The sequence below is a fragment of the Dorea amylophila genome (assembly GCF_025567265.1).
Lineage (GTDB): Bacteria > Bacillota > Clostridia > Lachnospirales > Lachnospiraceae > Dorea_A > Dorea_A amylophila.
Genome location: NZ_JAOQJW010000002.1, coordinates 175,667 through 188,109 on the forward strand (window position 1 = coordinate 175,667; position 12,443 = coordinate 188,109).

Annotated in this window: 11 protein-coding genes and 1 riboswitch; all 11 genes read left to right on the top strand. The window is 44.2% G+C overall.

Annotated elements, in window-relative coordinates; translation table 11 throughout:
* The first annotated feature begins 6 nt into the window (after positions 1 to 6).
* The 11 genes from OCV72_RS01910 to lpdA all read left to right on the top strand — a co-directional run bounded on the left by OCV72_RS01910 (position 7) and on the right by lpdA (position 11,970).
* The gene (locus OCV72_RS01910) at positions 7 to 1,401 is read left to right on the top strand and encodes an MATE family efflux transporter (RefSeq protein ID WP_055281491.1); all 1,395 of its coding nucleotides are present in this window, start codon (positions 7 to 9) and stop codon (positions 1,399 to 1,401) included.
* Between the two features lies 1 nt (position 1,402).
* Entirely contained in the window at positions 1,403 to 2,350 is a 948-nt protein-coding gene (locus tag OCV72_RS01915) for an ornithine cyclodeaminase family protein (RefSeq protein ID WP_055281493.1), read from the top strand.
* A 4-nt stretch (positions 2,351 to 2,354) separates the two neighbouring features.
* Entirely contained in the window at positions 2,355 to 2,732 is a 378-nt protein-coding gene (locus tag OCV72_RS01920) for a RidA family protein (RefSeq protein ID WP_006428875.1), read from the top strand.
* A gap of 5 nt (positions 2,733 to 2,737) precedes the next feature.
* Positions 2,738 to 3,571: an Mrp/NBP35 family ATP-binding protein gene (locus OCV72_RS01925; protein WP_055281496.1), complete on the top strand. Its 834-nt coding sequence runs from the start codon at positions 2,738 to 2,740 to the stop codon at positions 3,569 to 3,571.
* Between the two features lie 203 nt (positions 3,572 to 3,774).
* Positions 3,775 to 3,848: riboswitch (glycine riboswitch) on the top strand.
* A gap of 102 nt (positions 3,849 to 3,950) precedes the next feature.
* On the top strand, positions 3,951 to 5,198 hold the full coding sequence (locus tag OCV72_RS01930) for a serine hydroxymethyltransferase (RefSeq protein WP_055281498.1): 1,248 nt from the start codon (positions 3,951 to 3,953) through the stop codon (positions 5,196 to 5,198).
* 12 nt (positions 5,199 to 5,210) lie between these two features.
* Positions 5,211 to 6,299, top strand: coding sequence for a glycine cleavage system aminomethyltransferase GcvT (gcvT, locus tag OCV72_RS01935; protein WP_055281500.1), 1,089 nt, complete (start codon positions 5,211 to 5,213; stop codon positions 6,297 to 6,299).
* A gap of 37 nt (positions 6,300 to 6,336) precedes the next feature.
* Positions 6,337 to 6,717 (top strand): glycine cleavage system protein GcvH, encoded by a 381-nt coding sequence (gene gcvH, locus OCV72_RS01940; RefSeq protein WP_055281502.1) that lies wholly within the window; start codon positions 6,337 to 6,339, stop codon positions 6,715 to 6,717.
* Positions 6,718 to 6,750: 33 nt separating this feature from the next.
* Positions 6,751 to 8,070, top strand: a complete 1,320-nt coding sequence (gene gcvPA, locus OCV72_RS01945; RefSeq protein ID WP_055281504.1) for an aminomethyl-transferring glycine dehydrogenase subunit GcvPA — start codon at positions 6,751 to 6,753, stop codon at positions 8,068 to 8,070.
* Positions 8,064 to 9,488 carry an aminomethyl-transferring glycine dehydrogenase subunit GcvPB gene (gene gcvPB / locus OCV72_RS01950; RefSeq protein ID WP_055281506.1) on the top strand — a complete coding sequence of 475 codons (1,425 nt, stop codon included), beginning with the start codon at positions 8,064 to 8,066 and terminating at the stop codon, positions 9,486 to 9,488. The genes gcvPA and gcvPB overlap by 7 nt, the downstream gene beginning before the upstream one ends.
* A gap of 24 nt (positions 9,489 to 9,512) precedes the next feature.
* Positions 9,513 to 10,511, top strand: coding sequence for a lipoate--protein ligase (locus OCV72_RS01955; protein ID WP_055281508.1), 999 nt, complete (start codon positions 9,513 to 9,515; stop codon positions 10,509 to 10,511).
* A 52-nt stretch (positions 10,512 to 10,563) separates the two neighbouring features.
* Positions 10,564 to 11,970: a dihydrolipoyl dehydrogenase gene (lpdA, locus tag OCV72_RS01960; protein ID WP_055281511.1), complete on the top strand. Its 1,407-nt coding sequence runs from the start codon at positions 10,564 to 10,566 to the stop codon at positions 11,968 to 11,970.
* Positions 11,971 to 12,443: the final 473 nt, after the last annotated feature.

Here is a 12,443-nt window from a genome sequence, read left to right on the forward strand (position 1 = left end):
AAATAAATGGAAGAAAAAAGTAAATATACAAAAACAATCAACTGGAAGCAATTCTACCGGAATGTATTCGCTCTGGTCATCCCGATCGCAATCCAGAATCTGATCAATGTAGGAGTCACGGCAACGGATGTGATCATGCTCGGAAAAGTCGGAGAGAAAGTATTATCCGGTGCATCTCTTGCAGGACAGATCCAGTATATAATGACACTGATCTTTTACGGAGTGACTTCCGGAGCAACCGTTCTGACGGCGCAGTACTGGGGAAAGAAAGATACCAGAACGATAGAGAAAGTTCTGGGTATGGGATTAAGTGCCGGACTTATCGTTGCAGTAGTATTCGCAGCAGCAGCCCTTGGCATGCCGGAGACACTGATGCGGATCTATACCTCTGATCCGGAAGTTATTGCAGAAGGAGTAAAGTATTTAAGAATCGTAGGATTTTCTTATGTGTTCATGGCGGTGACACAGGTGTATCTGAATATTATGCGCAGTATCGAGAGGGTAATGGTGGCTACATTTATTTATCTGATTTCATTGCTGATGAATATTGTGGTAAATGCGGTCCTGATCTTCGGACTATTTGGATTCCCGGTAATGGGAGTAAGGGGTGCGGCAATCGGTACGCTGTGTGCCAGAGCAGCCGAGACAGTGATGGTTCTCGTTTATGCCATCTTCCGAAATAAAGTAGTAAGGATTCGGCTTAAAGATATGGTGAAGATCGATAAGGTTCTGTTAAAAGATTTCGCAGTTTATTCTATGCCGGTGGTATTAAATGAACTGATGTGGGGACTGGGAACGTCGGCGAATACGGCGGTGATCGGGCATCTTGGAAGCGCAGCAGTGGCAGCCAACTCGGTGGCGCAGGTGGCAAGACAGCTTGCAACAGTCGTAACATTCGGGATTTCCCATGCAACGGCGATCTATCTCGGCAAGACGATCGGGGAAGGCAAGATGGAACTGGCAAAGGCATACGGAAAACGTTTCGTGTGGTTAAGTCTGATTCTTGGAATCCTGGGTGGTGTGCTGATACTGATCTCGGCACCAATCGCCAATGCGAATCTGGCACTGACCGGACCGGCAAAGAATTACTTAAGTTTCATGTTCTTCGTTATGTCGTATTTTACTGTGGCACAGGCATTTAATACCACAATGGTAGTGGGGGTATTCCGTGCAGGCGGGGATACGAAATTCGGATTGATCATGGATGTATCGACGATGTGGGGATTCTCCATTTTACTCGGGGCAGTGGCGGCATTTATTTTGCATGCCAGTGTGCCGGTCGTATATGTTATACTGATGAGTGATGAACTGATCAAAGTACCGATTACTTTAAAGCGGTATTTGACATACAAGTGGCTGAGAGATGTCACAAGGGAACAAAAAGAACTGGAGGAAATGTAAAATGATCGTATTAAGCAAGGAGCAGATCGAAAAAATGGTCGATCCGGATCAGATGATGGATCAGATCGAAGAGGCATACCGGATCTATGGATCAGGTGAGTTCTATATGCCGCCAAGACCGACGGTAGAACATGAAAATAAGCAGCTCATGTATATGCCATGTTACACAAAGGATATCATAGGGACAAAGATCCTGTCGATCTTCCCGGAGAATTCTAAACTGGGATTGCCGTCGATAGATGGTATCGTGTTACTGAATGATTATACGACAGGCGCGCCGCTTGCTGTTATGGACGGGCAGTCGGTAACCGCATGGAGAACCGGAGCTGTCGGTGGTGTGGGAATCCGCCATCTGTCAAGAAAGGACTGCCATACGGTTGGAATCATCGGAGCAGGAATGCAGGGATTCCATCAGGCTGTGTATGCATGTGCGGCAAGAGATATCCATACCGTATATGTGTTCAACCACAGTGACCGTGATCTGACAGATTATCTGGAAAGACTGAAAAAAGTTATTGATAAGGAAGACGTAAAGGTAGTACAATGTAAAGCAGTGGAAGAGCTTGTACGAAACAGTGATATCATCTGTACAACAACTCCTTCTACCACACCTGTTCTTCCGGATGACAAAGAACTTCTGAGAGGAAAATGCATCATTGCGATCGGCTCTTATATGCCGGAGATGAGGGAAATCCCGGATGCAGTACTGGATCTGGTGGACAATGTATACATTGAACTGCCATACGCATGTGAGGAAAGCGGAGATCTAAGCCAGCCCCTGGCAAGTGGAAAACTTACAAAAGACCGCATAAAACTGATGCATGAATATCTCGTATCGGGGGAAAAAGAGATCAAAGAAGGTCAGACAACATATTTCAAATCGGTTGGAATGGGATTATTTGATGTGTGTATTGCACAGAAATTATATGAAGTAGCAAAGGAGAAATAACATTATGAAAATCGTAGCAACAGAAAAAGCACCAAAGGCACTTGGACCATACTCACAAGGATATGTACACAACGGAGTACTGTATACAGCAGGACAGATCGCAATCAATCCGGAAGTGAATGATGTAGAAGCAACTACAATTGAAGCACAGACAGAGCAGGTATGCAAGAACTTAGGAGAGGTCTTAAAAGAAGCTGGAACATCATTTGACAAGGTATTAAAGACAACATGCTTTCTTGCAGATATGAGTGACTTTGCAGCATTCAACGAAGTATATGGAAAATACTTTACATCAAAACCGGCAAGAAGCTGTGTTGCAGTAAAGACACTTCCAAAGGGAGTTCTGTGTGAAGTAGAACTTATTGCGGCTGTAGAGGAGTAAGACAAATGGCAGAAGAACAAAAAACAGGCTGCAGTCCGTCCGATTGTGCGGGCTGTTCCCATGCAGGTGAATGCGGAAGCAAACCGCAGAGTCTGATCAAACCGGAAAATAAAAAATCACACATCAACCATGTGATCGCAGTTGTCAGCGGAAAAGGCGGTGTTGGAAAATCTATGGTTACCGCATCGCTTGCAAGGCTGATGAGAGAACAGGGATTTTCTGTAGGTATCATGGACGCAGATATCACAGGTCCATCCATTCCGAAGATGTATGGAATCCATGAAAAAGCAAAAGGGGATGGAGAAAATATTTTCCCATGTGAGGCAAAGGATGGAACGAAGATCATGTCCATCAACCTTTTACTTCCGGAAGAAGATGCTCCGGTTATCTGGAGAGGTCCGGTCATTTCAGGTGTTGTCACACAGTTCTGGACAGATGTTGCATGGGGAGAACTGGATTATCTCTTCGTAGACATGCCGCCGGGAACCGGTGATGTACCGCTTACCGTATTCCAGTCCCTTCCGGTAGAAGGCATCGTGATCGTAACTTCTCCGCAGGATCTGGTACGCATGATCGTAAAGAAAGCTTACAACATGGCAGGACAGATGGATATCCCGGTACTCGGAATCGTGGAGAACTACAGTTATCTGGAATGTCCGGACTGCGGACGTAAGATCTCCGTATTCGGCGAGAGCCACATCGACGAAGTGGCAGAAGAACTCGGCGTTCCGGTCATCGGTAAGATGCCGATCGATGCAAGTCTTGCAGAGGCAGTGGAGAATGAGAACTTTGCAGAAGTAAGCAATGATTATCTTGCGGAAGCAGTGAATAAACTTTAGAAGATACCATTTTTGTGATAAAAAATTAACTTATGGATTTAATGTTGACTTAGAGAAGATAACCTGTTATGCTAATTGCATAGTTGATGGATGAATTTGTGAGATACCTATGTACAAAGTGCATAAATGAGAAAGTGGAGATAGCACGCAGCATAGGAGCCGAAGGGGCATGCAGAAACTCTCAGGTAAAATGGAACGAATTCGGACGACGCTCTGGAGAACAATAAGAATTGTACCGAAGAAGTAATCTTTCAGGTAAAAGGACAGAGGCAGACAAAAAACACTTTTGAAAAGAAAGTATTTTTTGCCTGCTTTTTTAGTGCTCAAAATGGGGAATGGGCATGAAAAGCAGGCAGATTCCGAAGGAGGTAAAACAAAAATGAACAGAATCGAAGATGTAACAAATTACATCACAGAATGTGACAAAGAAGTTGGGGAAGCACTTTCATTAGAGCTTGGCAGACAGAGAAGAAATCTGGAACTGATCGCATCTGAAAATATTGTAAGCCCGGCAGTGATGCTGGCAATGGGAACCGTACCGACCAATAAGTATGCAGAAGGTTATCCGGGAAAAAGATATTACGGCGGATGCGAAGATGTAGACATTCTGGAGAATCTGGCAATTGAAAGAGCAAAAGAATTATTTGGATGTGAGCATGTATGTGTACAGCCGCATTCCGGAGCCAATGCCAATACTGCAGTGTATCAGGCACTTCTCGAACCAGGCGATACCGTTATGGGTCTGAACCTTGCACATGGCGGACACCTGACACATGGTTCACCGGTGAATTTATCCGGAATCTTATATCATTTCGTACCATATAATGTGAACGACGATGGATATCTGGATTACGATGAGATCCGTAAGATCGCACAGGAATGCAAACCAAAGATGATCGTTGCAGGCGCATCTGCATATCCGAGAGAGATCCGGTTTGATATCTTTGAAGATATCGCAAAGGAGGTAGGAGCATATCTGTTTGTAGATATGGCACACATTGCAGGACTTGTGGCAGCTGGACTGCACCAGAGTCCGGTTCCATACGCAGATGTTGTAACCACGACCACGCATAAGACGCTCAGAGGTCCGAGAGGCGGTATGATCATGTGTAAAGAGAAATACGCAAAAGCGATCAACAAAGCCATTTTCCCTGGAACACAGGGAGGACCACTAATGCATATTATTGCTGCAAAGGCCATCTGTTTCGGAGAAGCTTTAAAACCGGAGTTCAAAGAATATCAGCAGCAGGTGATCAAAAATGCGAAAGCACTTGCACAGGCAATGATCGACGAAGGATTCAATCTGGTAAGTGGCGGAACAGACAATCATCTGATGTTAGTGGATCTGCAGAATATGAATATCACAGGAAAAGAGCTGCAGAACAGACTGGATGAAGTCTATATCACAGTTAATAAAAATGCAGTGCCGAACGATCCGGCCAGCCCGTTTGTGACAAGCGGAATCCGTATCGGAACACCGGCAGTGACAACGAGAGGTCTGAAAGAAGAAGATATGAAGACCATCGCAAAACTGATCAAGATGACGGTTACAGATTTTGATACAAAAGCAGATGAGATCCGTGAAGCAGTAAATGAAATCTGTGGTAAGTATCCACTTTACAACTAGGAGGTGTTGGCAATGGAATTAAAGACTCCACTTTATGATGCGCATGTAAAAGCCGGTGGAAAGATTGTAGAATTTGGGGGATATCTTCTTCCGGTACAGTATGAAACAGGTGTGATCAAAGAACATATGGCAGTACGTACACAGGCAGGACTTTTTGATGTCTCACATATGGGAGAAGTATTATGTGAAGGGAAAGATGCACTGGCGAATCTGAATCAGATCCTGACGAATGATTTTACCAATATGGTAGACGGACAGGCAAGATACAGCCCGATGTGTAATGAACACGGCGGGACAGTGGATGACCTGATCGTATATAAGAAATCGGATGAACACTACTTTATCGTTGTAAACGCAGCAAATAAAGACAAAGATTATCAGTGGATGTTACGTCATCAGTTTGGCAAAGTAACATTCAAAGATGTATCATCTGAGTATGCACAGCTTGCACTGCAGGGACCGAAAGCAATGGAGATCCTTAAGAAGCTGACCGCAGAAGAGAATATTCCGGAGAAATATTATCATGCAGTATTCGATGCTGAAGTTGCCGGAATCCCATGTATCGTTTCCAAGACAGGATACACAGGTGAAGATGGCGTGGAACTGTATCTGGCAAGTGAGAAAGCAGAAGAAATGTGGAATACACTGTTAGAAGCAGGAAAAGAAGAAGGACTGATTCCTTGCGGACTGGGTGCAAGAGATACACTTCGTATGGAAGCAGCGATGCCGTTATACGGACACGAGATGAACGATGACATCACTCCACTGGAGACGGGACTTAAATTCGCAGTGAAGATGGCAAAGAATGATTTTATTGGGAAATCAGCTTTAGAGGAGAAGGGGACTCCATCCATCAAACGAATCGGTCTTAAAGTAACGGGAAGAGGAATCATCCGTGAACATCAGGATGTATACGTAGGCGATAAGAAAATCGGACATACAACAAGTGGAACACATTGTCCGTATCTTGGATATCCAATCGCAATGGCACTCGTTGATGCTGATTCTGTAGAAATTGGGGATACAGTAGAGGCAGATGTGCGAGGAAGAAGAGTGGCAGCAGAGGTGGTTGCACTTCCGTTTTATAAAAGAGAAAAATAAAAAGATATAATAAAAAGATATAAAGGAGAATAATATCATGATTTTAAAAGAAGAATTAAAATATTCAAAATCACACGAATGGATAGCATTAGACGGAGATACAGCAGTTGTAGGATTGACAGATTATGCACAGTCAGAACTTGGAGATCTAGTATTTGTTAACCTTCCGGAAGTAGGAGATACCGTAGAAGCAGGAGAAGTATTCGGAGACGTAGAATCTGTGAAAGCAGTATCCGATGTCTATTCACCGGTAACGGGAGAAGTAACGGAGATTAACGAAGAACTCTTAGATTCACCGGAACTGATCAATGACGATGCTTATGAAGCATGGTTCATCAAAGTAAAAGATGTATCAGCAACAGAAGAACTCTTAACTGCAGAAGAATACAAAGCATTTGTGGAAAGCGAGCAGGAATAAACCCAAGTCATTGAAAAAGGCGGTGAAAAAGCGATGGGAAGCTATGTACCGAATACGTTAGAAGAACGGAAAAAAATGCTTCGGGAAATCGGCTATTCGTCCATTGAGGACTTATTTGCACATATTCCGGAAGAAGTAAAATTAAAAGGGGAACTGAATATTCCGAAGGGAAAGACAGAGTTTGAAGTACGGCGCGAGATGGAACAGATTGCAGAAAAGAACCAGGTGTTCCGGACAATTTTCCGCGGAGCCGGAGCTTACAGACATTTTATCCCGGCCATGGTAAAAAATGTGACATCCAAAGAAAATCTGCTGACAGCATATACGCCATATCAGGCAGAGATCAGTCAGGGAATCTTACAGTCAATCTTCGAATATCAGACGATGATCTGTGATCTGACCGGAATGGATGTATCCAATGCCTCTGTATATGACGGTGCAACTGCAGCGGCAGAAGGTGTTGCAATGTGTCAGGAAAGAAAGAAACATAAAGCGTTGATATCAGGAACTGTTCCGCCATATGTACTGGAAGTGGTAGAGACCTACTGCTTTGGAAATGGAATGGAACTCGAAGTTATTCCGGAAAAAGACGGACTGACGGATAAAGAATATTTAAAGGAACACATCGATGCACAGACAGCCTGCGTATATATCCAGCATCCGAACTATTACGGTAATCTGGAAGACGCAGAAGAGATTGGCAAGATCGCACATGAGGTAGGAGCCAAATATGTGATGGGTGTGAACCCGATTTCACTTGGAGTGATAAAGACTCCTGCAGAATATGGAGCAGATGTGGCAGTTGGTGAAGGACAGCCGCTTGGGCTTTCACTTGGATTCGGAGGCCCTTATCTCGGATTCATGGCAAGTAAGGAAGCAATGATGAGAAAACTTCCTGGAAGAATTGTTGGTGAGACAGTCGATCATAACGGAAAGACCGGATATGTATTGACGCTTCAGGCAAGAGAACAGCATATCCGGAGAGAAAAAGCATCCAGCAATATCTGTTCGAACCAGGCACTTTGTGCACTGGCAGTCGGTATTTATCTTGCAACGATGGGAAATGAAGGTGTCAGACAGGCAGCAATTCTGTCTATGTCTAAAGCACATTATTTTGCAGAGAAACTGGAAGAAATCGGTCTGACAGTTTGTAACCAGGCAGAGTTCTTCCATGAATTTGTCACCAGATCAGAAGTGGATTCGGATAAGATATTAAGAGCATTGGAAGAAGAAGGAATCCTTGGCGGATATCCGTTAGATGAGCATCATATTCTGTGGTGCTGCACCGAGGTCAATACAAAAGAAGAGATGGATCAGGCAGTCCATATCTTAAGGGAGGTGCAGGGATGTTAATATTTGAAAAAAGCAGACCGGGAAGAGGCTGCGACCTGTTACCGACATCAGATGTAGAAATCTACTTACCGGAAGAAAAAGATAAAAGAGAACAGCCGCTTCACCTTCCGGAATTGTCCGAAGGTGAATTGAGCAGACACTATACAGAACTCGCAAAGAAATCACACGGCGTGAATGACGGGTTCTATCCACTTGGGTCATGTACGATGAAGTATAATCCAAAGATCAATGAAGATATGGCTTCACTGCCTGGATTTACAGAAATCCATCCGTTACAGCCGGAGCATACCGTACAGGGATGTCTGGAGGTTATTGGGGAGATTGAGAATTCCCTTTGTGAGATCACGGGAATGGATCGTATGACGTTACAGCCGGCAGCAGGAGCGCACGGAGAATTTACGGGACTTCTTCTGATCAAAGCTTATCATGAGAGCAGAAATGATGAGAAGAGAACAAAGATTTTGGTACCGGATTCTGCACATGGAACGAACCCGGCAAGTGCAGCGATGGCCGGATATAAAGTTGTCAGCATTCCATCTGCACCGGATGGAGGCGTAGATATTGAGAAATTAAGAGAGGCAGCAGGAGACGATGTAGCAGGACTGATGCTTACCAATCCGAACACAGTCGGTCTCTTTGATAAGAACATTCTGGAGATTACAGATATCATTCATGAATGCGGCGGCCTCTGCTATTATGACGGGGCAAACTTAAATGCAGTTATGGGCACGGTACGTCCTGGCGATATGGGATTCGATGTTATCCATCTGAATCTTCACAAGACATTCTCCACACCACATGGCGGCGGCGGCCCGGGAAGCGGCCCGGTCGGATGTAAGGAAATGTTATCCGACTTCTTGCCATCTTATCTGGTGGAAGGTGAAGAGACGTTACATCTGGAAAAACCGGCAAACAGTATCGGTGAGATGAAGAGCTTCTACGGCAACTTCCTTGTAGTAGTAAAGGCTCTGACCTATATCAAGACACTCGGAAGAGAAGGCATCCCGGAAGCAAGTCAGAATGCAGTACTGAATGCCAACTACATGATGAACAAATTAAAAGATCTGTATCCGATGGCATATGATGAGATCTGTATGCATGAATTTGTTATGAGTCTTGCAGATCTGAAAAAGAAGACCGGTATCTCGGCAATGGATATCGCAAAAGGTCTGCTGGACAATGGTATTCATCCGCCTACAATGTATTTCCCATTGATCGTGGATGAAGCACTGATGGTAGAGCCAACCGAGACCGAATCGAAAGAAACGCTGGATGATGCGATCGCAGTATTCCGTAAGTTATACGAACTGGCAGGAACAGATCCTGAAAAATTACACCAGGCTCCTGTGACGACTCCGGTGACAAGACTGGATGAAGTCAATGCGGCAAGACATCCGCATCTGAGGTATGCGTTTTAAGGAAAAGTGAAGAGAGGAACAGTTATGGTCACAAAGCTTACATATATAGAAAGCGATCAGGTGAACCCATATAAGAATCTTGCAGTGGAGGAGTATTTACTCCTCCACTGTGAGGATAAAGAGTGTATTTTGTATCTCTGGCAGAATCAGAATACCGTTGTAATCGGGCGTAACCAGAACGCATGGAAAGAATGTAAAGTTACAAAATTAGAAGAAGAGAATGGTCATCTTGCGAGAAGACTTTCCGGTGGCGGAGCAGTCTATCATGATCTGGGAAATCTGAACTTTACATTTTTGGTAAATAAAGATGAATATAGTCTGGAAAAACAGTTACAGGTAATCATAAATGCAATGGGACGGTTGGGATTGAAAGCAGAAAAATCCGGAAGAAACGACATCCTGATCGATGGAAAGAAATTCTCCGGTAATGCATTTTATGAGCAGGAAAAACACTGCTATCATCACGGAACCATTATGGTAGATGTAAACAAGGAAATACTGTCCCGATATCTGACCGTATCCAAAGATAAGTTGAAATCCAAAGGTGTGGATTCTGTAAAATCCAGAGTGACAAATCTGAGGGAATATCTTCCGGAACTGACACTGGAAGAGTTAAAGAAGGCACTTCGCGAATCTTTTGAAGAGGTTTATAATCTGAAATCGGAAGAAAAGAAGATGCAAGATCTGGATGCAGATGAGGTTGAAGAAAAGAAGGCACATTTTTCATCCTGGAAATGGCTGTATGGAAGAAAACTGGACTTCCAGTACGAGCTGAGTCACAGATTTGCATGGGGCGGGATTACTATGCAGTTTCAGGTAGATGCAGGAAAGATCAAGGATGTGGAAGTCTATTCCGATGCGCTGAACATTGAACTGGCGGAGGCAATTCCAAAATTTTTAAAAGGAATCAAATACCGAAAAGAAACCATGTGTGTGCAGCTTGGATTATTCTGGTCGAAGGATGAGAATGTCGAAAATATGATGAATGATGTGATTGCCTGGATTCAGGAAACAGATTTATAAGAATGATAAGAAAACCTTGTAAAGATCACAGATTTTACAGGAGGAAAATGAAATGAGCGGAAAATATGATGTTGTGGTAATCGGCGCCGGGCCGGGGGGATATGTGGCTGCGATCAAAGCTGCAAAGCTCGGGCTTAAGACGGCAATTATAGAAGAACGAAGAGTCGGTGGAACCTGTCTGAACCGTGGATGTATTCCGGCAAAAGCAATGATCCATGCGTCTTCGTTATACAGAGAAATGCAGGAGGCAGAAAGGTTCGGAATATTAGCTTCGGATGTAACATATGATTACGGAAAAATTGTTGCTTATAAAGAAGAAACAACGGACAAACTGGTGCAGGGAGTCGAGCAGCTTCTGAAGGCAAATGGCGTAGACGTATACGATGGAAAAGGTACGCTTCTGGAAGAAAAGAAAGTGCGGATCAGGAAAGAACAGGAAGATGTTGTGCTAGAAGGGGAAAATATTATCCTTGCCAGCGGTTCCAAACCATTAATACTTCCAATTCCAGGAATGGATAGTGAAAGAGTCCTAACCAGTGATGCACTCTTTGCGATGAAAGAAGCTCCGAAGAGTCTGATCATTATCGGAGGCGGTGTTATCAGCGTGGAATTTGCCACAGTATACGCGAACCTTGGATGCAAGATTACAATCCTGGAAGCAATGCCAAAGTTAGTACCGAATATGGATAAAGAGATCAGTCAGAATCTGAAGATGATCTTGAAAAAGAGAGGTATTGATATTCATACTTCGGCTGCAGTACAGGGGGTAACAACAGAAGACGGAACCTGTACCTGTCACTATATAGAGAAGGATCAGGAACAGGAAGTAACGGCAGATTACGTTTTGTGTGCAGTAGGACGTTGCCCGAATACGGATGGTCTGTTTGGGGAAAATGTAAAACCAGATATGGAGCGCGGCCGTGTGCTGGTGAATACGAACTTTGAATCCAGCATCCCGGGGGTCTATGCAATCGGTGATCTGATCTTTGGTGTACAGCTCGCACATGCGGCAAGTGCCCAGGGAATCGTGGTAGCAGAAAAACTTGCCGGAAAACAACCATCCATAGATCTGAGTATTGTTCCGGGATGTGTCTATACAGATCCGGAGATCGCATCTGCAGGAATGACAGAAGATCAGGCAAAAGAAAATGGAATTGCTGTAAAATGCGGCAAGTTCATCATGAGTGCAAATGGAAAATCTATCATTACGCAGGAAGAACGGGGCTTCATCAAAGTCGTAGCAGACGAAGCAACCGGCAAGATCCTGGGAGCTCAGATGATGTGTGCCAGAGCAACGGATATGATCGGAGAATTTGTGACTGCAATTACAAATGGGCTGACTGTAGAGCAGATGCTCAGAGGAATGCGGTCGCATCCGACTTATAATGAAGGAATCGGGGAAGCACTCGAGGAACTCGAAGGCGGTGCAGTGCATGTGGTGCCGAGAAAGAAAAAATAAATTTGGGATTTAATTCAGAAAGGCTGTGGATACCCGAACCGGAATAAAGCTTGGAAAGGTGTTCCTGTTCAGGTTCCATCGGCTGGTCAATTCTAAAGGGGCAAAATTCTGCTAAAAGCAGGCTTTCAAAATTTGAAACTCGGCATACGCCTCAGACAGTCAAATTTTGAAAACCTAACGCAGAATTTTGCCCCTTAAGAATTACCAACGCCTCTTTCACATTCACTGGAACGCCTTTTCAAGCTTTATTCCGTGTGTATCAAATGCCTTATGAATGAAATGGCAAATGCGTAACGGTTGTGGCAGCGGAAGGTTACAGTAATCAGCTGTCATTAGTGGATTTTCAAGGCTTTTGACAAGATTGTGTACCGTAGTGGACTACACCAGGTTATAGTTCCGGGTATTTCATTTCTTAACATCCGCAGCCAGTCACGACTTGAAGAAAACAGTATAAAGTGGTTCTGGTGAATGTG